The following is a 24,556-nucleotide window of genomic DNA, read 5'->3' as shown; positions in this document are numbered from 1 at the left end:
CGCGACGCCCGTTGCCGACACTTCGATGGCACCTACCCCGGAACTGGTCACGGCCGCGCTGGCGACCGTCAACGACCCTGAGATCCGTCGGCCGATCACCGATCTGGACATGGTCAAGAGCGTCGACATCTCCCCCGAGGGGGTGGTGCGCGTCGGGATCTACCTCACCGTGTCCGGCTGTCCCATGCGTGACACCATCACGCGCGATGTCACCACCGCCGTCTCCAAGGTCGAAGGGGTGACGGGCGTCCAGGTCGAGATGGACGTCATGAGCACCGAGCAACGCAAGGCGCTCCAGACGAAACTGCGCGGCAACAAGGGGCCGGAGAAGGAGATTCCCTTCGCCCAGGCCGGTTCGCTGACCCGGGTGTTCGCGGTGGCCTCGGGCAAGGGCGGCGTCGGCAAGTCGTCGGTGACCGTCAACCTCGCCGCCGCGATGGCCGCGAGCGGGCTGAAGGTCGGCGTCGTGGACGCCGACATCTACGGCCACAGCGTGCCCCGGATGCTCGGTGTCTCCGAGCGTCCGACCAAGGTCGAAGACATGATCATGCCGCCGGTCGCGCATGACATCAAGGTCATCTCGGTCGGCATGTTCAAGCCGGACGGCAACACCCCGGTGGTGTGGCGTGGCCCGATGCTGGACAGGGCGCTGCACCAGTTCCTCGCCGACGTCTTCTGGGGCGACCTCGACGTGCTGCTGATGGACCTGCCCCCCGGCACCGGTGACATCGCGATCTCGGTGGCGCAGCGGATGCCGACGGCCGAGATCCTCGTGGTGACGACGCCGCAGCAGGCAGCCGCCGAGGTGGCCGAGCGCGCGGGTTCGATCGCCGTGCAGACCCACCAGCAGATCGCGGGCGTCATCGAGAACATGGCCTGGCTGCCCTGCCCGCACTGTGACGAGCGGATCGCCGTCTTCGGCGAGGGCGGTGGCCAGACGGTCGCCGACGCGCTCACCCGCACCCTCGGCGCCCGGGTTCCGCTGCTCGGCCAGGTGCCGATCGACATGCGGCTGCGTGAGGGCGGCGACGAGGGCAAGCCCCTCGTGCTCACCGATCCCGACGCCCCGGCCGCCGCGGAGCTGATCCGGATCGCCTCGGGCCTGAGCAGGAGGTCCAACAGCCTCAAGGGCATGCAGCTCGGCATCTCCCCGACCAGGGGCCGCTGAGCGGAGTGTACGGCGGGCGTCCCGAAGGTCAGGTGGCCTCGGAGTCGTAGGGCGGGAGCTCGCCGTACCCCAGCTCGTCGAAGTCGTCGAGCAGGTCGGTGCCCGCGCGGCTTGAGACGGCGGCCCCTCCGGCGACGCTCGCCGTGACGCTGCGCCACTCGTCCTCCAGGTCACCCGTGAGGTGCTTGCGGACGAAGTTCTTCGGGTTCAGGTCGGTCGGGTCGAAGTTGGCGAACTCCGGCCCGAGACCGGCCTGCAGGTCCTGTTTGGCGTTGTTGGCCATCTGCCGCAGGGAACGCAGCGTCTTGCCCGCCTGCGCGGCCGCCTGGGGCAGTTTCTCCGGCCCGAAGACGAGGAGCGCGATGACCACAAGCGCCACGATCTCAGGCCAGCCGAGTCCGAACACCGTGATCTCCTAGCGGGATGACACCGAGGCGGCGCTCCGGGCACACGCCCGGAGCCTTTTCCAGACTAATGCCCCCGACTCGTGACCGCACCAGCCCCTCCACCGATCATGAGGGACTGGGCGTGGGCTGCGGGGACGCGGCACCGATGGTCACAACTGTCGTCTTCTCCTGGCCGCCACGCTGGAACTTCACAGTCAGCTTCTCTCCCGGCGCCTTGTTGCGGATCAGCGCGATCAGTTCGTAGCCGTCCTGCAGGACGGTGCCGTTGATCTCGACGATGATGTCCCCGGGCTTGAGACCGGCGTTGTCGGCGGGGCCCTTGGGCTCGATGGGCTGGGTGCCGCTCCTGACCTCGGTGTCGATGCGGACGCCCGTGCCCTGGTAGGACTGGTCGATGGTGATGCCGATCCGCGACTTCTTCGCGCTGCCGGTGGTGATCAGCTCCTCGGCGACCCTGCGGGCGTGGTTGACCGGGATGGCGAAGCCGAGGCCGATGCTGCCGCTCTGACCGCCGAGCGACCTGCCGAGGGTGGCGATGGCCGAGTTGACGCCGATCACCTCGCCCGCCGCGTTGACCAGCGGGCCGCCCGAGTTGCCGGGGTTGATGGCGGCGTCGGTCTGGATGGCGCTCAGCCAGGTCGTGTCGGTGCTGTTCTCCTCACCGGCCTGGACGGGACGGTTGAGGGCGCTGACGATGCCCGAGGTGACGGTTCCGGTCAGGCCGAGCGGGGAGCCGATGGCGACGACCGGGTCACCGACGACCACGTTGTCGGAGTTGCCGAGGGCGATCTCCGGGGCGCCGAAGGTCTCGTCGGGCTTGACCACGGCGAGGTCGGACTCCGGGTCGCGGCCCACGACGTGGGCGGAGGTCGACTTGCGGTTGCTGAACTGGATCTGGATCTGGCTGTTGTTCGGCTCGGCCCCGGCGACCACGTGGTTGTTGGTCACGATGTAGCCGCCCTTGATCAGGAAGCCGGAGCCGGTGCTCGAACTCGTGCCCGCGTTGACCGAGAGCGAGACCACGCTCGGCAGCACCTTGGAGGCCACCCCCGCGATCGACTCGGGAGCCCTGGAGTTGGAGCCGCTCGGCGCCGTCCCCAGCCGGTAGGACGGGTCGAGGTCGGAGTTGCCGGGACGGGTGAGCAGGTAGGTGCCGAAGCTGCCCGCCGCGGAGGCCAGCAGCGCGATCAGCACGGCCAGTACGGCCAGCGTGCCGGTGCGCGGCCCACGCCGCTCGGTGACGGCCCGGCCCCCGAAGGTCCCGTCGTACGGCCCCGGCCCACCGGGGACGGGCGGCGGCGCCCAGCCGGGGCCGAGGCCCTGTGCCCGCGAGGGCGGGGGCGGCTGGTTGCCGGGAAGGCCTCCCGGGGTGGCGAAGATCGCCGTGTCGCGGTGGGTCCTGCCCGAAGGGTCTCCCCAGCCGCTCGCGGGCGGCGGGGCCTGACGCCCGGTCCAGTCCTCGTATCCGGGCCCCTCCTGCTCCTGGCCGCCCCAGCGGGCACGGCCGGGAGGCTCACCGAGCTGGCTCCAGCCCTCGCCGTACCCCTGGGGGCCGTGGGAAGGAGCGTGGGATCGGTCCACGGGCGGAGGAGGCGGCTGTCCGGCGGGCAGGAACTCCGGCCTGGAGAACTCCGAGGTCGCGCCGGCACCGCCTCTGCCGTCGGGCTGCCCCGACGGCGTACGCCCCTCGGCGTCGTCCGCCTCGTGGCCACGGTTCTCGTCGGTCATCGAATGTTCACCACTCCTCGCCTCGCATGAGGCCACTCACCGGGGGGTACCCGGCAATCTTCCCCTGAACGGCATACGAGAGACGTAAAACGCGCCCTATCCGAAGGGATTGACCCAGGAAAGCAGGCGGTGGGCTCCTCTGCCCAGCCGGTTCCACAGGTTCGGGGCGGGTTCGTGGGGCAGCGCCGCCACAGCGGCGTCGACCGTGTCGGCCGGAGCGTCCGCGAAGACGGTGTAGACATGGTCCCCACTTGCCCAGATCGTCCCCTGCTCGGCTGAGTTCCGCATCCAGATCGTATGCCCGTCACGTCGCTGAGCATGCCATCCCCGGAGCTTTTCCCCGTCAAGCACACCAGAGTCCACAAAAACTGACACGACCGACAAGCCATCCGAATACCCCAGATACAAGTATCCGGCAGGCTCCGTGTGCGCGGCGAACAGCTCAAGACGGCCGGGAAGCTCGGTGGGGAAACGCCATCCCAGGTCCATGAGGGCGGGCACCTCGCCCAGATCGACGCCACCCGGCGTCGGCACGGCGACGGCGCCCCCGCGCGCCGGGTCGAGGGTCAGGTCGAGGAAACCGCCCACGTGGACGGTCCTGCCGTGGCCGTCGAACAGCTCACGGCGCAGCGCCAGGCCCCCCGCCTCGTCCAGCCAGTAACGCGCCGCGAGGGTGCCGTCGGCGCGCAGGACGTTCACCAGGCGGGCGGCACGGCCCCCGGTGCTGGTCCTGCCCGCCTCGACCACCCGGTAGTTGCGGGCCAGCACCTCAAGCATCGTCTCCGAGGGGGCGGTCATGCTCCCCGCGGGAGCCCCGGGATCGACCCAGCCCGCCGTACCCGAAGGCCGTGAGCGCACGGAAAGGCCCCGGCCCGGGACGTTGTGGACCTCGACCACCGAGGAGAAGGAGCCGGAACGGCCCCAGGTCGTGACGTACTGGGTGCCCGCGTATCCGCGTCCCCTGGCCGCGGCCGCCGCCTCACGCAGCAGCCGCAGACCCGTGTCCTCGTTGTCCTGCTCCCCCTGCTGCACACCCTGCTGTACGGCTCGCGCCGGGCTGCCCGCCACCAGACCCAGCACCATGGCGATCACCACGGCCAGGAAGGCGGGCAGCCGGATCACGGAGTGGGCGAGAAGGTCGGCGTCGCCGTACCGCCGTAGGGAACGGTGTTCCTGTGCTGGTTGGCGAACATGTCGACCGGCGGCACCCGCGGGCCGGGGTCGGGACCGCCGACGACGAACAGCGTGCCGATGGCGACCGCGGCCGAGGCGACGCCGACCGCGACATAGCCGACCCTGCGGCTGCGGCGCGTCGTAGCGGCCCGCCCGCGCGGCCGGTTGTCCGGCGGCGCGACGCTGTGCATGCCCGGGATCGGCGCCCCGCCGAAGGTCCGCGAACCGCTCGGGAAGGGCCGCTCACGCGGCGGCAGCGGGTCGCCGGGGTCGGCCATCCGCAGCAGCGACATGGTCAGGTCGGCGGGCATGGCGGGTCCGTCGAGTGACCGCAGGCGGCTCTTCAGCGCCCGCATGGCCTCGACCTCGGCCCTGCAGGAGGCGCAGAAGGCGAGGTGGGACAGCGCGCGGTCGCGTTCGTGGTGGTTCAGCTCACCGTCGACCAGCGCGGAAACGCGTTCTCCAAGATGACTCATGACCACTCCTTGCCAAGCGGCGCGTCGTGACATTCGTCATGTCTGCGGCTTCTCATGCGAGTTCCTCCCCGCGGGTGATGGTCGGGGGGAGTTGATCTCCGCGGGGCGCGCGGTGTTCCAGCGCGTCACGCAGTTGAGCCCGGCCACGGTGGATACGGCTGCGGACCGTGCCGAGCTTCACGCCGAGCGTCGCGGCGATCTCCTCGTAGGACAGCCCCTCGATGTCACACAGAACGACGGCCGCGCGGAACTCGGGCGCGAGCGCGTCGAGTGCCGCCTGGATGTCGGGTTCGAGATGGGTGTCGTCGTACACCTGGGCGGGGGACGGCTCACGGCCACGCAGCCGCTCCGCGGCGTCGTCCGCAAGACCTTCGAACCTGATGCGCTGCTTGCGCCGCGCCATGTCGAGAAACAGGTTGGTGGTGATGCGGTGCAGCCAGCCCTCGAAAGTGCCCGGAGTGTAGTTCGACAGGGACCGGAAGACCCGGACGAAGACCTCCTGTGTGAGGTCCTCGGCGTCGTGAACGTTACCGGTCAGCCGATAGGCCAGCCTGTAGACACGCGCCGAATGAGTCCGGACCACCTCCTCCCAGGTGGGAGGTGTCCATTCAGACACGGGAGCATCCGTCTGGTGGTCGAACTCGTCCACCAGCACTCCTCTCTCCGGGACCACCGCTATCGCCATAGTGCCTGGTTTCGTCCCTTCGTGCGCACTGACTACCCTCAGGACCGGCAAAGGCCGCTTAAACCGTGCAACGCACCGGGCGTGACATGAGTTCCCGATCGGGCCTGGCTCCCCTAGGCTGCGACCCAGTTCCTATATGACTCTGTACGGAGAAAGCGGGAGGAGAGGCCGATGGCAGAGACGCCGACAAGTCCGTTGGAGGCCGCTCTGGCCTATGCCGAGGAATTCCACACGGAGGACGAGATCCTCTGGGACGCGCGACGGCGCGCCGCGGAGGTGGGGGTCGCCCCGATCCCGCCCGGCACCGGCGCCGCGCTCTGTTTCCTCGCCACGGCCATCAACGCCAAGGCCGTCGTGGAGGTCGGCACGGGATGCGGGGTCTCCGGGCTGTGGCTGCTGCGTGGCATGCGCCAGGACGGCACCCTGACCAGCGTGGACGTCGAACCCGAGCACCAGCGTCTCGCCCGGCAGAGCTTCGCCCAGGCGGGCTTCCCCGGTGGCAGGACCCGCCTCATCACGGGACGGGCCCTGGACGTGCTGCCGCGTCTTTCCGACGGCGGTTACGACCTGGTCTTCTGTGACGGCGCCAAGCACGAGTACGCCGACTATCTGTCCGAGGCGGTCCGTCTGCTGCGCGTCGGCGGCATCGTGGTCTTCGACAGCGCGCTGTGGCAGCACAGGGCCACCGACCCCACCCGGCGTGACCCGGACACCGTCGCCCTGCGGGAGTTGGGCAAGCTGGTCCGCGGTGACGAACGGCTGCGGCCCCTGATGATCCCGCTCGGCGACGGCGTCCTGGCCGCCGTCAAGCTCAACCCCTAGTTACCGGTCAGCCAGTCGAGCAGCAGGCGCACGCCGTAGCCGGTCGCGCCCTTGCTGAGATAGCCCTCGTCCGCGGTGCTCCTGCCGACACCCGCGATGTCCAGATGCGCCCACGGCCGCTTGCCGGTGAACTCGCGCAGGAACAGCGCCGCCGTGATGGAACCGGCGCCGTAGGTCGATCCGGCCTCGATGTTGGCCAGGTCTGCCACGCCCGAGTCGAGCGCGGGAAGGTAGTCCTCGATGAGCGGCATCCGCCACAGCCGCTCCCCCGCCTGGGTGCCCGCCTCGGTCAGCTCGGCCGCCAGGGCGTCGTCCGAGGCGAACACGGCCCCCACGTCCTTGCCCAGGGCGACGCTGATCGCGCCGGTGAGCGTGGCGACGTCGACCATGGCGTCCGGGTCGAGCTCGGCGTCGGCGTAGGCCAGCGCGTCGGCCATCACCAGACGGCCCTCCGCGTCGGTGTTGAGCACCTCGACGGTCCGCCCGCCGTACTGGGTGATCACGTCGGAGGGGCGCTGTGCCGTACCGGAGAAGGCGTTCTCCGCGGCGGCGACCAGGGCGGTGACCCGCACCTGGGCGCCCAGCGTGGCGAGCGCGCCGACGGCCGCGATGACGGTGGCCGCGCCCGCCATGTCGGTCTTCATGAACTTCATGTTGTCGGTCGGCTTGAGGGACAGGCCGCCGGTGTCGAAGGTGATGCCCTTGCCGACCAGGACCACGTGCCTGGTCGCGCCTTCCGGGGCGTAGGAGAGCTGGACCAGGCGCGGCGGGCTCACCGAGCCCTGGCCGACCGCCAGGATGCCGCCGAAGCCCTCCTCGCGCAGGGCGTGCTCGTCCCACACCTTCACGCCGACGGCGCCTCCCGCCGCCTCCGCCCGCTCGGCGGCGCGCTCGGCGAGCCACTGCGGCGTCTTGACGGAGGCGGGGGTGTTGGCCAGGTCCCTGGCGAAGGACACGGCCTCTGCGACCACCGCTCCCCTGGTGACCTCCGCCTCGACGCCCTCTCCGCCTCCGACGAACTCGACAAGGGCCGCGGGAGTGGCCCTGGGCTCGCCGATCCTGAAGGTGTAGGTGGCCAGCAGCGCGCCCTCGACGAACGCGGCCACCGGCCCCTCGGGAAGCACGACCCTGACGGAGGACCTGCCCCTGCCCCGCCGTACCGCCGCGGCACCGGCCTTGCGCAGCGCGCCCGCCGAGCCGTCGCCGACGCCGTAGAGCAGCACCCTGCCGACCCCGTCGCCGTTGGCCACCGGGACCTCGACGACCTCACCCGCCTCGCCCTTGGCCTCGTAGTGCGCCAGCAGGGCCTCGGCGGGCAGCGGCAGCTCGACGTCCGGCGCGTGGTCGGCGGAGAAGGGTACGGCGAGCAGCCCCGCCTCCCCGAGCGGCGACTCCCCCGCCGGGACGGCGGCCCCGGAAGCCGAGGGGGTGCCGGTGAGCAGGGTGTACGGAGAGATGGGCATGTGGAACTCCAGTCATCAGCCGGGGGACACCGCGGCCCTGGCACGAGCCGCGCTCCGGCGGTCCGGTGGCCAGGGCCGTGTTCGTCGATCGGGGGTGCGCGGGCCGCAGTGGCTGTCGTGCTCCGCGAACGAGTTCGAGATCGAGTCGGGGCCCGGCGTCACCGCTGGTCTCAGGCCGGGATCAGACGACGACCTTCTTCAACTCCTCGCCAAGGGCGCTGGCCTCGTCCGCAGAGAGCTCGACGACGAGCCGGCCGCCACCCTCAAGGGGAACCCGCATGACGATGCCCCTGCCTTCCTTGACGACCTCCAGCGGACCATCACCGGTCCTCGGCTTCATAGCCGCCATGCGTGTATCCCTTCCTGCTTCGGGCTCCGGATCTCCGACTGACCCGAGGGTGGCCGACGCATTCACGTCTTCTGTGATGTCCTATTATCCCGTCTCCGCGCTCGGAATGGGAACGATCAGTCCCAGCATCGACTCATCGGGCAATCAAGACCGTCTTCCCGGCTGGGGGACGGCCTCGCGGACGTCCGGGCCGTCCGAGCCCGTGAAAGCCCCTCACTTCCCTGACCAGGCCGACGAGGTGGCAGGCTACGAACCGGGCCGGAAACGGGCGGGACGGGCTCGCGTGGCGGCGCGGAGAATTTACCGGACCGAGACGATCACCTGAAGGGATCGAAGGGTCGCCGGGCCGTACCCATCGGGGGTGGGGTTTCAGTAGGTGCCCCGCACCCAGCAGTCCTCAAGGTGGTCGTTGACCAGCCCGATGGCCTGCATCAGCGCGTAGGCGGTGGTCGGGCCGACGAAGCGGAAGCCGTTCGCCTTGAGGTCCTTGGCCAGGGCCTTCGACCCGGGCGTCTGGGCGGGCACGTCCGCCAGGGTCCTCGGCACGGGTGCGCCGGGGTCGGCGTGCTTCCAGATCAGGTCGGACAGGCTCACGTCGAGCGCGGCCCGCGCGTTCGCGACGACCGCCTCGATCTTGGCCCGGTTGCGGACGATCCCGGCGTCGGCGAGCAGCCGCTCGACGTCGGCCTCGCCGTACGCGGCGACGGTGGGGATGGAGAAACCGTCGAAGGCCGCCCGGAAGTTCTCCCGCTTGCGCAGGATCGTGATCCACGACAGGCCCGACTGGAAGGCCTCAAGGGCCAGGCGCTCGAACACCAGGTCGTCCCCGGTGAGCGGACGGCCCCACTCCTCGTCGTGGTAGGCGATGTACTCGGGCGCGGAACTCACCCAGCCACAGCGCGTCAGCTCCGTCACCGGACCTCCTTCACCCCCCGCACCTCGGTACGGTCACCCTCCGCCGAACCCTCTGAGACCTCTGGGGCCTTGTCCGCGCTCTCGACAGCCTCTTCCGACTTGTCCGACTCTTCGGATTTATCAGACTCGTCGCGCTGGTCAGGATCGGTGGGCTTGTCTGGTTCGTTGACCTCTGTGGTGGTCTCTGGCTCTTTGGCCTCGACCTCCTGCTCTGCGGCTTCCGGGGGCTGTACGGCCCGCAGGGGCTCCGCCACCTCCTGGGCCTCGGCTTCCACGGGACCCCCGGACTCCGCATCCTCCTGGGGCCTCTCAGCGGCGTCCTCCGCGAGAGAGTCGCGCATGACGGGCGGGGCCGTACCGGCGTCGTGGCGGGTCTGGAGCCTGCCCGCGAGCAGTTCGGCGACCTGCTGTTCGAGGACCGCGATCCTGGTGTCGCGCTCGCTCAGCGCCTTCACCACGCGGTTGAGGGTCTCGTCCACGCTCTGCGTGTTGTAGCCGACCACGCTCACCGGAAGCTGCAGGGCCAGGAAGTCGGCGGCGCCGAGCCGTCTCGGCTCCGGTAGTTCGAGTGGCGGGACGTCGGGGGCGAATCTGGCGAGTTCGCCACCCCGTCCCATGGCGACCACCACGACTGCGGCGATGACGGCTAAGGCGGCGAGGGCGAGTACGACCAGCACATACGAATCGTGCCACAACTCCCACTGATCTAGGATTGCCTGATGACCGCTCTCAGGGTGCTCACCCCCGGTGACCAGGAAGATCCTTCCTGGGTCGAGGCGAGATCCGTCTCCGAGATCGAGGAGTTCGTCCGGGCAGGGCGCACCGTCGTCGTCACGCCCGCCGATCTCGCGGGGCACGACGGGGAGGCCGCCGAGCTGGCGGCCGCCTCCGTCTGCGCGTGGGCCGGGGCCAGGGTGTTCCGCACCACCCGCCCCGAGCAGGTACGGCTCGCGGTCGAGATGACCGAGTCCCTGGCCGGGCGGCGTCCCCCGACGCTAACCCGCCGTGGCCTCGCCTAGCTCCTCGGCGCTCGGCTCCAGGTGCCTGGTGCGCTTCTCCAGGAGGTCGAACGCCTCCTCGACCGTGGTGGTCCAGGAGATCGCGTCGAAGACGTTGGGCCGGGTGAAGCCCTCCGCGTGCAGGCCCTCGACCAGGGTCAGCAGCGGCGCGTAGACCCCCCACGGATCGAGGATCACCAGCGGTCTGTCGTGGTGGCCGAGGGTTCTGGTGGTCCAGATCTCGAACAGCTCCTCAAGCGTCCCGATGCCGCCCGGCAGCACCAGGAAGGCGTCGGAGCGGGCGTCCATGACCCCCTTGCGCTCGCGCATGTCGGCGGTGACGACCAGTTCGTCCGAGTCGGTGTCGGCGATCTCGACGTCCCTCAGGGCCTGCGGGATCACCCCGACCGTACGGCCGCCGCCTGCCCTGACCGCTCTGGCGACCGCCCCCATGCACGAGACCGTCGCGCCCCCGCTGACCAGGCTGTGCCCGCGCCGGGCCAGTTCGGTCCCAACCTCCTCCGCCAGCGTCAGATACTTTCTGTCGATCTTCTGGTGCGATGCCAGGAACACACATATGAACACACCGGAACCATAAGGGGAAACCCTTACTCGGCGTCGGCGACCGTGCTCTGCGGGACGCTCTGGGCGGCCCGCTGCCCGTTCCCCGAGTTGCTCGCCCGGTTCCTGTCGGCCTCGACGATGATCCGTACGGCCTCGTCCACGTCGTCGGTCACCTGGATGAGGTCGAGGTCGGTCGGAGCGATCTTCCCGGTGTCCACGAGGGTCGTCCTGATCCACTCGTACAGGCCGCCCCAGAACTCGGTGCCCAGCAGCACGACGGGGAAGGAGGTGACCTTGCGCGTCTGGACCAGCGTCAGCGCCTCGAACAGCTCGTCCAGCGTGCCGAAGCCGCCGGGCAGCGCGACGAAGCCCCGGGAGTACTTCACGAACATGGTCTTGCGGACGAAGAAGTAGCGGAACTCGATGCCGAGGTCCACGTACTCGTTCATGTGCTGTTCGAAGGGGAGCTCGATGCCCAGGCCGACGGAGACCCCGCCCGCCTCCCTGGCACCGCGGTTGGCGGCCTCCATGCAGCCGGGGCCGCCCCCGGTGATCACGGCGTATCCCGCCTCGGAGAGCCTGCGGCCGATGTCGATGCCCAGTTTGTAGTCCGGCGAGTCCTGCGGGGTGCGCGCGGACCCGAAGACGGTCACCGCCTCGGGCAGTTCGGCGAGTTGTCCGAACCCCTCGACGAACTCGGCCTGGATGCGCAGAACCCGCCACGGGTCCATGTGCAGCCAGTCGGCGGGGCCCCTGCGGTCGAGAAGGCGCTGGTCGTGGGTGGACTCGGAGACCAGGTCACCGCGGACGACCGCGGGTCCCTGTCGGCGTTCGGGGCGTGTCTTCTTCATGCCGAACACGCTAGCGCCGCTACCGGAAAAATCTTGAAAATTCTACGGGAAAACCGGGAACCGGATTTCTCGGGAGCCACGTCTAACTGCCGAGGGTGCTGCTCGGGACTGAAAGTGGCTTTCCCCGCCAAATGGCCGGCGAGGAAAGCCACTTTCATTTGTGCCGGGCGCCCAGCCAGGTGAGCATCCTGCGCTCGCAGTCGGCGATCTTCTCCAGCGAGACGTACTCCCCGCGCTGGTGCGCCAGATTCGGATCACCGGGACCGTAGTTCACCGCGGGAATGCCCAGTCCGGAGAACAGCGAGACGTCGGTCCAGCCGAGTTTGGCCCTGGGCGTGCCGCCGATCGCGGCGACGAAGGCCCCGGCGACCGGGTCGGTCAGCCCGGGACGCGCGGCGGGGGCGAGATCGGTGAAATGGACCTCGAACCCGTCGAAGACCTCGCGCACGTGCTCCTGGGCGGCGTCGAGCGACAGGTCGGGGGCGAAGCGGTAGTTGACGGTCACCACGCACTCGTCGGGAATCACGTTGCCCGCGACGCCGCCGCGGATCGCGACCGCGTTGAGCCCCTCGTGGTATTCGAGCCCGTCGACGACCGGCCGCCTCGCCTGGTAGGCGTCGAGGATCCCCAGCACCGGCAGGGCGCGGTGCACGGCGTTGACGCCGAGCCACGACCTGGCGCTGTGCGCCCGCCTGCCCCGCACGGTGATCTCGGCCCTGAGCGTGCCCTGGCAGCCGCCCTCGATCTCGCCGTCCGTCGGCTCCATGAGCACGGCGAAGTCGCCGGTGAGCCAGTCGGGGTGGTCGAGGCTGAGCCTGCGCAGCCCGTTGCGCTCGGCCTCGATCTCCTCGCAGTCGTAGAAGACGTAGGTGACGTCCCGCACGGGCTCGGCGAGCGTGGCGGCCAGCTTCAGCGCGACGGCGACGCCCGCCTTCATGTCCGAGGTGCCGCAGCCGTACAGCAGGCCGTCCTCGACGTGGCTCGGCAGGTTGTCCGCGACCGGGACTGTGTCGAGGTGGCCCGCGACCACCACCCGCTCACCGCGGCCGAGCCCGGTCCTGGCCACGACCGACGCGCCGTCACGGTCCACCCGGAGGTACGGCAGCGCCCGGAGAGCCTCCTCGACCGCATCCGCCAGGACCTTCTCGTCGCCGCTGACCGACTCGATGTCCACGATCCGCGCCGTGAGCGCACCGACGTCCTGTGTGAGGTCCAGACGCGTACTCATGTCCGCGACCCTATCCTCAGCCGCTCGGGAGCCCGGTCGTCCGCCGTCGCGAAGGGCGGTGCCGCTCGCAAAACCTGTGAAACGATAACAGAGCGCGACGACCCTCTTCGGGGTCTCTCGCCTCCCGGCTGTCCGAGATCGGTAGGTTCTTCAGCGTGCGTCGGCGCTTCTCCAAAGGGGTCATCGCGATCCTCGTGATCGTGACCATGCTCGCGGTGGCCATAACCGTGGGGGTCTTCACCCTGATCAACCGGGTGACGCCGTTCAGGGAGACCGGGGAGGGGTGCAGGATCACCACCCCCGGCGGCACGCTCGACCTGGAGATCGACCAGGCCCAGGTCGCCGCGGTCATCGCGGCGGTCGCCGCCCGCAGGAAGCTCCCCGAGCGGGCGGTGGTGATCGCCTACGCCACCGGCATCCAGGAGTCCAAGCTGCTGAGCCTGCCCTTCGGCGACCGTGACTCCGTCGGCGTCTTCCAGCAGCGGCCCTCGCAGGGCTGGGGAACCCCCAAGCAACTGATCGACCCGGTCTACGCGACGGGGAAGTTCTTCTCCGCGCTGGTCAAGGTGAAGGGCTATCTCAAGCTGCCGCTGCACGAGGCGGCCCAGCGGGTGCAGCGCTCCGCCGACGGCTCGGCCTACGCCCAGCACGAGGACGAGGGCAAGATCCTGGCCGCGGCCTTCACCGGGCGGGTGCCCAGGGCCGTGCACTGCTGGTTCCCCGAGCCGACCTCAACCCCCCGCGCGTCGGGTACGGCCACGCCGAAGCCCCCCGCGGACAGGGCCATGCGGGGGCTCGTCCACGCGATGGGCGCGAGCGCCACGTTCGCTGCGGCCTCCTCGCGCGAGGGCTGGCTGAGGGCGAGCTGGTCGGTCGCGCACGCGCAGAAGTTCGGGCTGCGGCGGATCCGCTACAGCGGCCAGACGTGGACCTCGGCCGACGGCGAGGCGGGCTGGAAGCCTGACACGACCGCCCCCGCGGGCAGGGTCGAGATCTCCTAGGACCTCTTCTGGATGGTGATCGAGCCCGGGGGCAACGGCTGGGCGTAGGAGGAGGTCCAGGGCCCACCCTGGAGACGGTCGAAGGAGAGCAACCGCCCGTCGGAGGCCCGGTAGTCGGCGAAGTCGAGCAGGCCGCGCTCCGGCATGTAGGTGACGCCCTCCGAGCGGAAGGCCGCGGTGCCTCGGTCTACGGGGAAGAACTCCACGCCCTCGACGCTCAGCGTGGTCTTGGCCGGGATCATGCCCTGCGTCGGCACCGGCGTCCACAGCAGCACCTCCAGGTGCGGCGCGTCGGCGTCGGGCCCGGTGAGCGTCTCGATCGACAGCCACCGGTAGCGGCGGCTGCCGTCGTCGAGGAGGTACTCGGTCCACTCGACGCCCTGCCACGACAGGTACAGGGCACCCAGGACGCGGGTCCGTACGGCCTGGCAGTCGATCGTGTCGCCGACCTTGATCGTGCGGGGGTCGGGGTAGTCGATGCCGACGTGGCCCGCACTCGGCTTCGGCGGTTCGGCGGCCTGCGCCGGTTGTACGGGGGACTCGCCGGGGGCCCCGGACCCGCGTGGCTTCCTGTCCTGACGCGTGGTCGCGAACAGCGCGCCCAGCAGCAGGACGAGCGTGACCGCGCTCAGTCCCAGTATCGCGGCGACCTCAGGGGTCATGGCGCGCGATCCTACTGGAGGCGCCGCACCGCCGCACTTATCCGCTCGTCACTCGCAGTTACAGCAATCCGGACATGTTCCGCGCCCGCCTTGCCGTAGAAGTCGCCGGGCGCGACCAGGATGCCCCTGTCGGCCAGCGCGCGCACCTGCTTCCAGCAGTCGGTGCCGTTGGTCGCCCACAGGTACAGGCCCGCCTCCGAGTGCTCGATCCGCCAACCGGCGGCCTCAAGGGCGGGGCGCAGGACCGCGCGGCGGGCCGCGTAGCGCTCGCGCTGCTCGTCGGCGTGCGCGTCGTCGTCGAGCGCCACGGCCATCGCCGCCTGCACCGGCCCCGGCATGATCATCCCGGCGTGCTTACGGACTTCGAGCAGCCTCTTTACCAGCTCGGGGTCACCGGCGACGAAGCCCGCGCGGTACCCGGCCATGTTGGAGCGCTTCGACAGCGAGTGCACCGCGAGCAGGCCCTCGTGGGAGCCGCCGCAGACGTCGGGACGCAGGATCGAGACCGGCCGTTCCTCCCACCCGAGTTCGATGTAGCACTCGTCGGAGGCGACGATCGCACCGCGCTCACGCGCCCAGGCGACCACCTTGCGCAGGTGCTCGGCGGGCAGGACCCTGCCGCTCGGGTTCGACGGCGAGTTCACCCAGACCAGCGGCACCCGCTCGGGGCCGAGCGAGAAGAGCCCGTCCGTCGCGTACGGCTCCGCCCCCGCCAGGCGCGCCCCGACGTCGTAGGTGGGGTAGGCCAGCTCGGGGAAGACGACCCGCTGCCCGGGTCCGACGCCCAGGAGGGTCGGCAGCCAGGCGACGAACTCCTTCGAGCCGATCAGCGGCAGGACGTTCGCCTGGTCGAGAACCACGCCGTGACGGCGCGAGAGCCAGCCCGCGGCCGCGGAGCGCAGCCGTTCCGTGCCGTAGGTCAGCGGGTAGCCGGGGCTGTCGGAGGCGTCGGCCAGCGCCTGCCGTACGAGAGGGGGCACCGGGTCGACGGGGGTGCCGACGGACAGGTCGACGATCCCGTCGGGATGCTCCTGCGCCAGGGTCTTGAGCGGCGTGAGCCGATCCCACGGAAAATCTGGCAGGCCGATCACAGCTCTCCCCGCTGGTGACTGTCCTCCCACCACACCGGCCGGGAGGAGGGACCTCTTCGCCCGGGATGTCCGGGCGACTGACACTCGCGGGCGGGGCGGCGCCGACCCCCCGCCCGCGGGGGTTGGGCTAGTGCTCCTCGGCCTGCGGCGGCAGCGCCGCGACGAGGGAGTGGTCCTTGGCGATCTTGCCGACCTTGGAGGCGCCACCCGGGGAGCCCAGGTCGTCGAAGAACTCGACGTTGGCCTTGTAGAAGTCCTTCCACTGGTCGGGAAGGTCGTCCTCGTAGAAGATCGCCTCAACGGGACAGACGGGTTCGCACGCGCCGCAGTCCACGCACTCGTCGGGGTGGATGTAAAGCATGCGCTCGCCCTCGTAGATGCAATCGACGGGGCACTCCTCGATGCACGCCTTGTCCAGGACGTCCACGCAAGGCTGCGCGATGACGTAGGTCACCTCGGGCTCCTTCTTTTTTCCGCACCTAGGCACGACTTCGACCGCGGGTTGCTACGCCCTAGTATTGCCGTGCCCACCAGATGTCTGAAACGGGAGGGGGCAAAAGACGATGATCCTCGGTGTCGGCGCTGCCCTCAAAATCACCCTAACCCCTTCCGACGTGGGGAAAAGGGTAACCACCCGACGACGTGTGCCGGAGGGTTTCCGCGACGCCGTCGGCGAACTGGAGTTCTGGCGCGACGACGTTCTCGGAGTGCGAAAACGTGACGGAACCCTGGTCGAGATCGCCCGTTCCGACCTTGTGGCGGCAAAGGTCGTCCAGGGCGGGCGGCCCGGCGGGGCGTAAGCCGTTCCCCAGTCGTTTCCCAAAAAAGGCCGCGCCTCCTCGACCCGCTCCGCCATCGCGGAGAGTATTCGGTAAGTGACCGTACGCATCGGCGCCGCCGCCACCATGATCCTCATCGCCACGACCGCCGGATGCGGAAGCACGCCGGCACAGGACGACGGGAAGCTCCCGCCCGTCAAGCCCCAGGCCGCTTCCCTGAAGGACGGCTTCTCGACGATGGACCGCCTCGTCGAGGCCGCGAAGAAGGAGGGTTCACTCACCGTCATCGGGCTGCCGCGTGACTGGGTGAACTACGGCGAGATCATCGACACCTTCTCCGACGAGTACGGAATCAAGGTCAACCAGGTGGAGCCCGCGGCCAGCAGCCGCAGGGAGATCGAGGCCGCCGCCCAGCTCAGGCCGGACGTGTTCGACCTGAGCCTTGAGGTCGCGGTCGCCAACGCCCCCATGTTCGCCCCCTACCGGGTGCAGCGGTGGCTGGACGTGCCCGACCACCTGAAGGACTACGGCGGGCGGTGGTACGCCGGGTACGGCGGCTACATGTCCATCGGCTACGACCCGCGCAAGGTCGCGGCCCCGGCCTCCTACCAGGACCTGCTCAAGCCCGGCTACAGCGTCTCGCTGCCCGGCGACCCCCGCCAGACGGCCGCGGCCTTCAACGGGGTGATGGCCGCCTCGCTCAGCGCGGGCAAGGCGGAGGCCGCCAGGGGCGTGGCCTTCTTCGGCCGCCTGAAGAAGGCGGGCAACCTCGCCGCGAACGAGCGGGCGGCGACCGTGGTGGTCGACTGGGACTACCACAACGCCGAGCGGGCCGCCCACGAGGCCAACGGCTGGAAGGTCGCCATCCCCGGCGACAGCGTGCTCAGCGCCTACTACGTCCAGGCCATCAACAAGGACGCCCCGCACCCGGCCGCCGCCCGCCTGTGGCAGGAGTTCCTCTTCTCCGACCGGGGCCAGAACCTCTTCCTCAAGGGCTACGCCAGGCCGGTCAGGATGGAGGCCCTACAGATGCACGGCGGCCTGGACACCGAGGCCGCCTCAAGACTGCCCGTGACCAGCGCGAAGCCGGTGATCCTGACGATTCCGGAGACCGACACGGCCAAGACCTACCTCAAGAAGGAGTGGGCGGAGAAGGTCGGTTAAGCCGGAGGCTGATGCGACTGATATGTCGGGACATCTTTGAGGCTCTAAAGTGTCTGGAGAGGACCGATAAGAGGCCGTGGCGTCTCGGAATGTGAGCTGATCGTCTTGCGATACGACACCCCGGGCCAGATGAGGTGGAACGCTCGCGCCTACGACAGCAGCTTCGGATACGTCTCCGCCCACGGGGCTCCCCTGGTTGACCTGCTCGATCCCCAGCCGGGGGAGCGTGTCGTCGACCTCGGCTGCGGCACCGGGACGCTCACCGCCGAGATCGGTTCACGGGGCGCTCGGGTGCTGGGCATCGACGGCTCCTCCGCGATGATCGAGAAGGCGCTCTCCCTGCACCCGGGGCTTGAGTTCATCGTGGGGGACGGAAGCGACTTCACGGTCGCCGAGCCGTACGACGCGGTCTTCTCCAACGCGGCCCTGCACTGGATGGGGCGGGAGCCTGACGCGGTGATCGCCAGCGTACGGCAGGCGCTGACGCCGGGCGGGCGGTTCGTCGCCGAGATGGGCGGCGCGGGCAACTGCGCCGCGCTGACGGCGGCGCTGTCCACCGCCTGGCGGGACCACGGGCTCCCGGAACCCGATCTTCCTTGGTACTTCCCCAGTCCGGCCGAGTACGCCACGCGGCTGGAGAAGGGGGGCTTCACGGTCCGCCTCCTTGAGTACTTCGACCGGCCGACCCCGCTCGACGAGTGCCCAGGTGGGGCCGCCGACTGGGTGCGCATGTTCGCCGGTTCGCTGATCCAGGGAAAGCCCGTGGAACTTGTCGAATCCCTGCTGCGCCGGGTGAACGAACTGGCCGCTCCCGCCCTGCGGCGGGAGAGCGGCTGGATGGCCGACTACGTGCGGCTTCGCTTCGCCGCGGTACGACGCTGACCGGACCCGATGCGCTGGGGTGATTTGCCAGACTATGGTCTGTTCCATGAGTCTCGTTCCCCGGCGACGAGGAGTGACTCGGGCGGCTTGAGGGGCTGGTGAAGGGAACGGATGAACTTCTGTCTGAGTGACCTCGTGCCGCCGCTCCGCTGGAGCGACGCGGCGACGATCCCACTCCTGCGTGACCAGCCTGAGCTGCCCGGCGCGTGGTGGCGCAGCCTGCCCGTCTCCCGCGTGCTGGCCGTGCTCGGCCCGGAGCGGCTCGCCGGGATCCTCGCCGGGATCACCCTCGACCACTGGCCGGCCGCCGCCGTCGGCGACGTCCTGCCCGCCCTGTACGTGCTGGACCCTGAGGACGCCGACGAGCCGTGTACGGCAATCGCCCTCGACCGGGCGGGTTCGTGGGCGGGGCTGCTGGCCCTGACCGGCCACGAGCTGCGCGAGCAGCCCTTCATCCAGCCGCTTCCCGTGCTGAACGCGCTGTTCGGCGCGGTCCTCACCCGCCTGGCCAACCCGGACGTCACCCCGGTCCGCACCTCCGGAAGCACCGCCAAGGACGCCCCGGCCACCGAGAACGCCCCGGAGGAACCCGCCCAGGCCGAGGAGGCTCCCGAGGCCGAGGCTGGGGCCGTACCCGAGGATGAGCCTGAGGCTCCCGAGACCGCGCCCGAGGCCCCCGAGACTCCGGAGGCCGCCTCCGAGAGCCCCGAGGCCGAGGAGGCCGCTGAGGAACCCGCGAAGGCCGTGGAACCCGTGGCGGCCGTGCAGGCCGCGGCTCCCCCCGCTCCGCCGGAGCCCGAGCCGATCCCGCTGCCGCGGCGTAAGCCGTCCCCTCCGGTCAGGGCCCCCGAGCCTCCGCCCCAGGAGAAGCAGGAGGGCTCCCTCCCCGAGCGCGGCCTCTTCGAGCCGATGACCGCCATAAAGCCAGAGCCCGAGCCCGAAGCAGAGCCGGAACCGGAACCCGAGAACGAGCCGGAGAAGGCCGAGGAGACCCCCGAGCCCGTCGCGGAGGAGCAGCCGCCTCCCCGGCAGGACGATCTCTACACGCTGCTCGACGGCGCCTTCGCCAACCTCGACGACAGGAGCTGGGCCGTCGCGCAGAACCGGGTGTTCACCGACGCGCCCGCGACCGTCGAGGCCCTGTCCAAGCTCTTCGCGGTGCAGCCCGAGGTCATCGACGAGGCCGAGACCGCCCTGCGGCACAGGCTCGGCGAGTGGCTCGCCTCCGAGGAGGCGGCGCCGTACCGGGACCATCTGGTCGAGGTCGGCAAGGCGCTCGGTAAGGCCGCGCCCAAGGCACGGCTGGCGACGGTCGTGCCCTGGCACGCCCGTGAGCTGCGCTCCCTCGACGTGCCCGCCTGGCAGTTCGTGCTGGCGACCCTCCCCGACCACCGGCTGGCCGAGGACTGGATCGTCGAGGGCGACATCACCGAGTTGCGCCACCGCACCCGCGACGTGATCAGCGGCGCCAAGCCCCCGCTGACCATGTCCAAGGCCCTCGACCTGGTCGCCTCCCTGGGCATCCACCACGACATGGCCAAGGAGTGGCTCGCGGGCGTGCCGCAGCTGCGCATCCTCGGCGCCGGGCAACGCCCTCCCCAGCAGGCGCCGCCCTCGGCTCCCGAGGACGAGGAGCGCAAGGAGGGGCCGTTCCGCCCGCTGAAGGACGTCTCGCTGACCTGGCGTTGTTTCCGGCAGCCCGACGGCCGCTGGTGGCTCAGGATCGACGTCACCGCCGAGCACCTCCGGGGCGGCGAATGTCCGTTGCCCAGCGGGTTCGCCGCCTATCTCGGCCTGTCGCCGGGGGCGGCCCGCAGGGTGCAGAGCGCGGTCGGTGAGCTCGGCCTGAGCTGGCAGGAGCGTCCCGTCCTCGAATCGCTCAGGACCCTGCTTGAGGACGCGGGGGCGAAGGCGGGCGCCCACCTGTTCGTGACGCTGTCCGACGAGGGGGTCCTGCGGGCCAGGCACCTGCCCGCGGCCGGTGGTGACACCGAGCCGGTCGCGCGGGCGCTGCGGCTGGTCGGCTACACGGCCCCGGGAGGTACGGCGGAGCAGGCGGCCAGGGTCATCGCCACCCGGGTCGGCATGACCGGGCAGGTCGGCCTTCCCGACCTGCTCGCCCGGCTGCGAGAACGCGGGGACCGCGACCTGCTGTCCCTGCTGGCCTAGCCCATGCCCCGACTCGCGATCTCCCCGGACTTCCCCGCCGAACTCGGCGCGCTGGCCCAGCCCGCGCGCCGGGACGCCGTCGTCGCGGTACGCCGCTTCATGCAGAACGTGGCGGGGGCGCCGCACCCGGAACGGGTCAGGGGGGCCAGGGACCCCAGGGTCGTCACGCTCAGGCTGGCCGAGGGCTACCGCGGCGTCATGGTCAGGCACCGGGACGTCCACTGGCTGCTGACCGTCCTGCCGGAGGCGGAGGCGTGGGCCTACGCGCGGCGCCACCGCTTCGGCGTCAACACGGCGCTCGGCGTGGTCGAGATGTGGGACGCCGAGGCTCTCGAACGGATCGAGCCCGCGGTGCTCAGGGCGGCCGGGGCGACCGAAACCAGGCTGTTCGCCGACACCTGCGACACCGACATGGCCGAGCTGGGGGTCGAACGCGGGCTGCTCGGACTCGTCAGGCAGATCACCGACGAGCTGACCCTCGACGCCCTCGAACCCCTGCTTCCCGCGACGCAGTACGCCCCGCTGGCCGCGCTCGCCAGGGGTGAGTCGATGGCCGGGGCCTGGCGGGAGCTGGAGACCTGCCGGGCGACCGCCCCTCCCCCGGGTCCCATCGACCCCGACGACCTGACCGCGGCGCTGCTGCGCAGTCCCGACCGCGCGATCTTCGTGGGCAGCCCGCGCGAGCTGAACCACGTCCTCGACGCGCCCGCCTGGTGCGTGTTCCTGCAGCCCGCGCTGCACCGCCTGGCCCGCTGGGAGTTCTACGAGCAGCCGATCCTGGTCACCGGAGGCGCCGGGACGGGCAAGACCCTGCTGGCCCTGCACCGCTCCGCCTTCCTGGCCAGGCGCGGCGCGGGGCAGATCCTGCTGGTCACCTTCTCCCAGCGGCTGAGCGCGGAGCTCGCCTCCCGGCTGGACCTGTTGGTCGAGGACGAGGTGACCCGCAAGCGCGTCGAGGTCGGCAACGTGGACCGGCTGGCCCACCGCATCGTCGCCGAAGCCGAGGGCAGGGCGCCCGCGCTGGCCGGAGCCGCCGAGGTGGACGCGCTCTGGCGCGAGACGGACAGCGCCCACAGCCCCGCCTTCCTGCTGCGCGAGTGGGAGCAGGTCGTGCTGGCCCAGAATCTCAGGACCCTCCAGGAGTATCTCGAAGCCCCCAGGACGGGCCGTGGCGTCCAGCTCTCCGCCGAGGAGCGGACCGACGTGTGGAAGGCCGTCGAGCACGTCACCCGGCGGCTGCGGGAGCGCGGCAAGCGCACCCTTCTCCAGCTCGCGGGCGAGGCCTGCCAGTTGCTCGGCCGTACGACCGGGGACCTGCTGGCCGACAGCGCGCCGAGGCGGGAGCCGTACCGGCACATCGTGGTGGACGAGGCGCAGGACCTGCACCCGGCGCAGTGGCGGCTGCTGCGGGCGGCGGTGCCGTACGGACGGGACGATCTGTTCATCGTGGGCGATCCGCACCAGCGGATCTTCGACACGCGGGTGACGCTCGGCTCGGTCGGGATCGACGCGACCAGACGGCGTCTGCAGGTGTCGTACCGCCTCCCACAGGAGATCCTCACCTGGGGCGTACGGCTGCGCGGCGGCGGCCCCGCGGACGGTCTGGTCGACGGAGTGCAGGAGCTGTACGGCTTCCGCGCGACGCGCAACGGGGCACGCCCGGTGGTCCGCGCCTACGATTCACCGGAGGAAGAGCTGACCGGTCTGGCCACACAGGTGGGACAGTGGGTTCAGGAGGGCGTGCCGCCCCAGGAGATCGGGGTGGCCGCCAGGACGGCGGGTCTCGTGCGCGACGCCCGCGACGCCCTGCGCGAGCTGGGGGTGAAGGTGACGACGTTGCACGGCATGAAGGGCCTGGAGTTCCGCCGGGTCGCCGTGATCGGGGTGGCCGACGGTGTCGTGCCCGCCCCCGACTCCCTCACCCCCGCCGAGGAGGACCCGACCGCGCGGGCGCACGACCTCCAACGGGAGCGTGGCCTGCTCTATGTCGCCTGTACCCGGGCCAGGGAGCTTCTTTACGTGTCCCACTCCGGACGAGCGAGCCCCTTTCTCCCGACCTAACGACATACTCTGAACTGCGGATATATTCCCCTTTGCCGGTTGGACCTCAATGAACCTCAGCCTGAGCGACATCGCGCCCCCCCTGCGCTGGACCTCTCCCGGCCAGGTAGCGCCGATCGCAACCGACCCCCGTCTTCCCGAGGCGTGGTGGCAGGCACTTCCGCTCGACCGAGCCTGCTCGACCATCGGGACGTCCGAGGTCGCCGGACGCCTGGCCGACCTCGCCCTGACGTGCTGGGGCCACCTGATGCTCGGCGACGTCCTGCCACTGCTCAGGTTCGCCGACCCGGCTTCGAGCGTCAGGACGCCGGAGGGCCTGGGACGCGAGGTGGTGCACCGGATGTTCACCGGGGTCCTCGAACGGCTCCTGGAACCCGTCACCGAGGAGAGCGTCGGCCAGACGCGTCCCGCCCGTCCCGACCGGCCGCTGCCCGAGCTGATCGACGAGGTCTTCGCGACCCTGGACGAGCGGCAGCGGGCCATCGCCAGGGACCGCCTGTACGCCTCGCAGCGGGCGACGCTGGACGACCTGGCCCAGCGTTTCTCCGTGACCAGGGAGCGCATCAGGCAGATCGAGCGTGACCTGCGCGACCACGTCGAGGCCTGGCTCACGAGCGAGGACGCGGCCCCGCTGGTCGGGCACGTCTCCTGGCTGCGCGGCAGGCTCGGCTCCGCCGTACCCGCCGACGACCTGGCGGCCGCGGTGCCGTGGCACCGCAGTGACCTGGCCACGCTGGGCATCCCGGCCTGGCGGTTCGTGCGGACCCTGCTGACCGGCTACGACCAGGTGGACGGCTGGCTCGTGGCGGGCGGGGCCGACGAGCTGCGGGAGAAGACCAGGCAGCTTTTCACCGACGGGCCGCGCCCCCTTGAGGAGGCGGTCTCGCTGGTCAGCCAGCTCGGCATCCGCGAGGACGTGGCCGAGCGCTGGCTCATCGCCGTACCCCAGCTTCGGGTGCTCGACGGGCACGTGGTGCCCTGGCCGCGCAGCGTCAACGACAAGGCCGAGGCGGTGCTCGCGGTCTCGGGCACCGCACTGACGCCGGAGGAGATCCAGGAGCGCATCGGCGAGGACTACAGCCTCGTCGGCATCCGCAACCAGCTCACCGCCGACGACCGCTTCCTGCGCCTCGACCGCAACAAGTACGGCCTGTCCAGGTGGGGCGGCGAGGAGTATCTCGGCATCAGGGAGATGATCGCCAGGGAGATCGAGCGGGCCAACGGCGAGGCCTCGGTCAACACCATCGTGACGAACCTGACCTCGCGCTACGACGTGAGCGAGAGCTCGGTGCGCGCCTACGCGGGCGGCCCCGGGTTCGAGCGCACCCAGCGCGGCTGGATCAGGGTCGCGGGCTCCGAGCAGGCCGACTACCAGCCCCGCAGGGACGTCTCGGCGACCAGGCGGTGCTTCCGCAGCCGTGACGGACGCTGGTGGCACCGGGTAGACGTCAACGCCGAGCACCTGCGCGGCTCGGGCTCCCCGCTGCCGACCGGTTTCGCCGCCTACCTGGGCATGGCCCCCGGTGGGCAGCTGACCGCCTCGACCCCGTCCGGCGACGTGGTGGTGAGCTGGCACAACCAGCCGACCATGGGCTCCATCCGCCCCATCCTGGTGGCCGCGAACGCCGCCGAGGGCGACCACGTCTTCCTGACGGTCTCCGACGGGGGTGAGCTGCTGACCCGCTACCTGCCCGCGGCGGCGCCGACCCTGCCCTCGATGAACCGGGCCCTGCACCTGATCGGCTACACCGCGCCCGTCGCCTCGGAGGCCGAGGGCATCCGCCTCATCGGCGCCCGTATCGGCCTGGCCGACGGCGCCCCGAAGGAGGAGGTCGGCGCCCGCCTGCGCGACCGGGGTGACCGTGACATCCTCGTCCTCCTTGAGGGGGCCGTCTGAGGGGCCGTCCAAGGAGTTCGTCC

At 70.7% G+C, this 24,556-nt stretch carries 25 protein-coding genes; 10 read left to right on the top strand and 15 right to left on the bottom strand.

Features of this window, described 5'->3' with window-relative positions; all coding sequences use genetic code 11:
* Positions 1-25 precede the first annotated feature (25 nt).
* Positions 26-1,168, top strand: a complete 1,143-nt coding sequence (locus tag FHS44_RS25205; RefSeq protein ID WP_184718793.1) for an Mrp/NBP35 family ATP-binding protein — start codon at positions 26-28, stop codon at positions 1,166-1,168.
* 28 nt (positions 1,169-1,196) lie between these two features.
* On the opposite strand, the gene FHS44_RS25200 is transcribed toward FHS44_RS25205, so the two are convergent.
* From FHS44_RS25200 to sigE, 5 genes are all read right to left on the bottom strand, one after another.
* Entirely contained in the window at positions 1,197-1,574 is a 378-nt protein-coding gene (locus FHS44_RS25200; RefSeq protein WP_184718791.1) for a sec-independent translocase, read from the bottom strand.
* Positions 1,575-1,680: 106 nt separating this feature from the next.
* Positions 1,681-3,303, bottom strand: a complete 1,623-nt coding sequence (locus FHS44_RS25195) for a S1C family serine protease (protein ID WP_184718789.1) — start codon at positions 3,301-3,303, stop codon at positions 1,681-1,683.
* Between the two features lie 96 nt (positions 3,304-3,399).
* Positions 3,400-4,425, bottom strand: a complete 1,026-nt coding sequence (locus FHS44_RS25190) for a sigma-E factor regulatory protein RseB domain-containing protein (RefSeq protein WP_184718787.1) — start codon at positions 4,423-4,425, stop codon at positions 3,400-3,402.
* Positions 4,422-4,952: an anti-sigma factor family protein gene (locus FHS44_RS25185; protein WP_184718785.1), complete on the bottom strand. Its 531-nt coding sequence runs from the start codon at positions 4,950-4,952 to the stop codon at positions 4,422-4,424. Before FHS44_RS25185 ends, FHS44_RS25190 begins: the two co-directional genes overlap by 4 nt.
* 52 nt (positions 4,953-5,004) lie before the next feature.
* The gene (gene sigE, locus FHS44_RS25180) at positions 5,005-5,637 is read right to left on the bottom strand and encodes an RNA polymerase sigma factor SigE (RefSeq protein WP_184718783.1); all 633 of its coding nucleotides are present in this window, start codon (positions 5,635-5,637) and stop codon (positions 5,005-5,007) included.
* Between the two features lie 171 nt (positions 5,638-5,808).
* Between sigE and FHS44_RS25175 the strand changes: the two genes are divergently transcribed.
* A complete protein-coding gene (locus FHS44_RS25175; protein WP_184718781.1) occupies positions 5,809-6,459 on the top strand; it encodes an O-methyltransferase in 651 nt (216 codons plus the stop codon).
* On the opposite strand, the gene FHS44_RS25170 is transcribed toward FHS44_RS25175, so the two are convergent.
* The 4 genes from FHS44_RS25170 to FHS44_RS25155 all read right to left on the bottom strand — a co-directional run bounded on the left by FHS44_RS25170 (position 6,456) and on the right by FHS44_RS25155 (position 9,863).
* On the bottom strand, positions 6,456-7,922 hold the full coding sequence (locus FHS44_RS25170; protein WP_184718779.1) for a leucyl aminopeptidase: 1,467 nt from the start codon (positions 7,920-7,922) through the stop codon (positions 6,456-6,458). The genes FHS44_RS25175 and FHS44_RS25170 overlap by 4 nt on opposite strands.
* A gap of 181 nt (positions 7,923-8,103) precedes the next feature.
* Entirely contained in the window at positions 8,104-8,271 is a 168-nt protein-coding gene (locus FHS44_RS25165) for a DUF3117 domain-containing protein (protein WP_012894793.1), read from the bottom strand.
* A 369-nt stretch (positions 8,272-8,640) separates the two neighbouring features.
* Positions 8,641-9,186 (bottom strand): DNA-3-methyladenine glycosylase I, encoded by a 546-nt coding sequence (locus FHS44_RS25160; RefSeq protein WP_184718777.1) that lies wholly within the window; start codon positions 9,184-9,186, stop codon positions 8,641-8,643.
* Positions 9,183-9,863: a hypothetical protein gene (locus tag FHS44_RS25155; RefSeq protein ID WP_184718775.1), complete on the bottom strand. Its 681-nt coding sequence runs from the start codon at positions 9,861-9,863 to the stop codon at positions 9,183-9,185. Before FHS44_RS25155 ends, FHS44_RS25160 begins: the two co-directional genes overlap by 4 nt.
* A gap of 42 nt (positions 9,864-9,905) precedes the next feature.
* Here FHS44_RS25155 and FHS44_RS25150 point away from each other — a divergent pair, with 42 nt between their 5' ends.
* Complete coding sequence (locus tag FHS44_RS25150) at positions 9,906-10,205, top strand: hypothetical protein (protein WP_184718773.1); 300 nt, start codon at positions 9,906-9,908, stop codon at positions 10,203-10,205.
* On the opposite strand, the gene FHS44_RS25145 is transcribed toward FHS44_RS25150, so the two are convergent.
* From FHS44_RS25145 to dapE, 3 genes are all read right to left on the bottom strand, one after another.
* Entirely contained in the window at positions 10,182-10,757 is a 576-nt protein-coding gene (locus tag FHS44_RS25145; RefSeq protein ID WP_376771609.1) for an LOG family protein, read from the bottom strand. The genes FHS44_RS25150 and FHS44_RS25145 overlap by 24 nt on opposite strands.
* 35 nt (positions 10,758-10,792) lie before the next feature.
* Positions 10,793-11,599, bottom strand: a complete 807-nt coding sequence (locus FHS44_RS25140; RefSeq protein WP_184718769.1) for an LOG family protein — start codon at positions 11,597-11,599, stop codon at positions 10,793-10,795.
* Between the two features lie 154 nt (positions 11,600-11,753).
* A complete protein-coding gene (gene dapE / locus FHS44_RS25135; RefSeq protein ID WP_184718767.1) occupies positions 11,754-12,827 on the bottom strand; it encodes a succinyl-diaminopimelate desuccinylase in 1,074 nt (357 codons plus the stop codon).
* Between the two features lie 155 nt (positions 12,828-12,982).
* Here dapE and FHS44_RS25130 point away from each other — a divergent pair, with 155 nt between their 5' ends.
* A complete protein-coding gene (locus FHS44_RS25130) occupies positions 12,983-13,828 on the top strand; it encodes a hypothetical protein (RefSeq protein WP_184718765.1) in 846 nt (281 codons plus the stop codon).
* Here FHS44_RS25130 and FHS44_RS25125 read toward each other — a convergent pair.
* From FHS44_RS25125 to fdxA, 3 genes are all read right to left on the bottom strand, one after another.
* The gene (locus FHS44_RS25125; protein WP_184718763.1) at positions 13,825-14,490 is read right to left on the bottom strand and encodes a DUF4178 domain-containing protein; all 666 of its coding nucleotides are present in this window, start codon (positions 14,488-14,490) and stop codon (positions 13,825-13,827) included. The two genes, FHS44_RS25130 and FHS44_RS25125, sit on opposite strands and share 4 nt — an antisense overlap.
* Before the next feature lie 11 nt (positions 14,491-14,501).
* The gene (gene dapC / locus FHS44_RS25120; RefSeq protein WP_184718761.1) at positions 14,502-15,581 is read right to left on the bottom strand and encodes a succinyldiaminopimelate transaminase; all 1,080 of its coding nucleotides are present in this window, start codon (positions 15,579-15,581) and stop codon (positions 14,502-14,504) included.
* 127 nt (positions 15,582-15,708) lie between these two features.
* Entirely contained in the window at positions 15,709-16,035 is a 327-nt protein-coding gene (gene fdxA / locus FHS44_RS25115) for a ferredoxin (protein ID WP_184718758.1), read from the bottom strand.
* Positions 16,036-16,144: 109 nt separating this feature from the next.
* Here fdxA and FHS44_RS25110 point away from each other — a divergent pair, with 109 nt between their 5' ends.
* The 6 genes from FHS44_RS25110 (at position 16,145) to FHS44_RS25085 (ending at position 24,533) form a co-directional block, all read left to right on the top strand.
* Entirely contained in the window at positions 16,145-16,381 is a 237-nt protein-coding gene (locus FHS44_RS25110) for a putative acetyltransferase (RefSeq protein ID WP_184718756.1), read from the top strand.
* Positions 16,382-16,456: 75 nt separating this feature from the next.
* The gene (locus tag FHS44_RS25105) at positions 16,457-17,524 is read left to right on the top strand and encodes an ABC transporter substrate-binding protein (RefSeq protein WP_312863806.1); all 1,068 of its coding nucleotides are present in this window, start codon (positions 16,457-16,459) and stop codon (positions 17,522-17,524) included.
* Between the two features lie 129 nt (positions 17,525-17,653).
* A complete protein-coding gene (locus tag FHS44_RS25100) occupies positions 17,654-18,406 on the top strand; it encodes a class I SAM-dependent methyltransferase (RefSeq protein WP_184718754.1) in 753 nt (250 codons plus the stop codon).
* A gap of 111 nt (positions 18,407-18,517) precedes the next feature.
* Positions 18,518-20,575: a hypothetical protein gene (locus FHS44_RS25095; RefSeq protein WP_184718752.1), complete on the top strand. Its 2,058-nt coding sequence runs from the start codon at positions 18,518-18,520 to the stop codon at positions 20,573-20,575.
* 3 nt (positions 20,576-20,578) lie between these two features.
* Complete coding sequence (locus FHS44_RS25090) at positions 20,579-22,636, top strand: UvrD-helicase domain-containing protein (RefSeq protein ID WP_184718750.1); 2,058 nt, start codon at positions 20,579-20,581, stop codon at positions 22,634-22,636.
* A gap of 49 nt (positions 22,637-22,685) precedes the next feature.
* Positions 22,686-24,533 (top strand): sigma factor-like helix-turn-helix DNA-binding protein, encoded by a 1,848-nt coding sequence (locus FHS44_RS25085; RefSeq protein ID WP_184718748.1) that lies wholly within the window; start codon positions 22,686-22,688, stop codon positions 24,531-24,533.
* The last annotated feature ends 23 nt before the right edge of the window (positions 24,534-24,556 follow it).

This window comes from Streptosporangium saharense (assembly GCF_014203715.1).
Lineage (GTDB): Bacteria > Actinomycetota > Actinomycetes > Streptosporangiales > Streptosporangiaceae > Streptosporangium > Streptosporangium saharense.
The sequence above is the reverse complement of the archived record's forward strand: the minus strand, read 5'-3'. Positions and strand labels throughout refer to the sequence as shown.

Bases quoted from the DNA above. Each gene is read 5' to 3' on its own strand.
- FHS44_RS25205 (WP_184718793.1), top strand. From the start codon at position 26: ATGGCACCTACCCCGGAACTGGTCACGGCCGCGCTGGCGACCGTCAAC.
- FHS44_RS25195 (WP_184718789.1), bottom strand. From the start codon at position 3,303: ATGACCGACGAGAACCGTGGCCACGAGGCGGACGACGCCGAGGGGCGT.
- FHS44_RS25185 (WP_184718785.1), bottom strand. From the start codon at position 4,952: ATGAGTCATCTTGGAGAACGCGTTTCCGCGCTGGTCGACGGTGAGCTG.
- sigE (WP_184718783.1), bottom strand. From the start codon at position 5,637: ATGGCGATAGCGGTGGTCCCGGAGAGAGGAGTGCTGGTGGACGAGTTC.
- FHS44_RS25175 (WP_184718781.1), top strand. From the start codon at position 5,809: ATGGCAGAGACGCCGACAAGTCCGTTGGAGGCCGCTCTGGCCTATGCC.
- FHS44_RS25170 (WP_184718779.1), bottom strand. From the start codon at position 7,922: ATGCCCATCTCTCCGTACACCCTGCTCACCGGCACCCCCTCGGCTTCC.
- FHS44_RS25165 (WP_012894793.1), bottom strand. From the start codon at position 8,271: ATGGCGGCTATGAAGCCGAGGACCGGTGATGGTCCGCTGGAGGTCGTC.
- FHS44_RS25150 (WP_184718773.1), top strand. From the start codon at position 9,906: ATGACCGCTCTCAGGGTGCTCACCCCCGGTGACCAGGAAGATCCTTCC.
- FHS44_RS25140 (WP_184718769.1), bottom strand. From the start codon at position 11,599: ATGAAGAAGACACGCCCCGAACGCCGACAGGGACCCGCGGTCGTCCGC.
- dapE (WP_184718767.1), bottom strand. From the start codon at position 12,827: ATGAGTACGCGTCTGGACCTCACACAGGACGTCGGTGCGCTCACGGCG.
- FHS44_RS25125 (WP_184718763.1), bottom strand. From the start codon at position 14,490: ATGACCCCTGAGGTCGCCGCGATACTGGGACTGAGCGCGGTCACGCTC.
- FHS44_RS25110 (WP_184718756.1), top strand. From the start codon at position 16,145: ATGATCCTCGGTGTCGGCGCTGCCCTCAAAATCACCCTAACCCCTTCC.
- FHS44_RS25100 (WP_184718754.1), top strand. From the start codon at position 17,654: ATGAGGTGGAACGCTCGCGCCTACGACAGCAGCTTCGGATACGTCTCC.
- FHS44_RS25095 (WP_184718752.1), top strand. From the start codon at position 18,518: ATGAACTTCTGTCTGAGTGACCTCGTGCCGCCGCTCCGCTGGAGCGAC.
- FHS44_RS25090 (WP_184718750.1), top strand. From the start codon at position 20,579: ATGCCCCGACTCGCGATCTCCCCGGACTTCCCCGCCGAACTCGGCGCG.
- FHS44_RS25085 (WP_184718748.1), top strand. From the start codon at position 22,686: ATGAACCTCAGCCTGAGCGACATCGCGCCCCCCCTGCGCTGGACCTCT.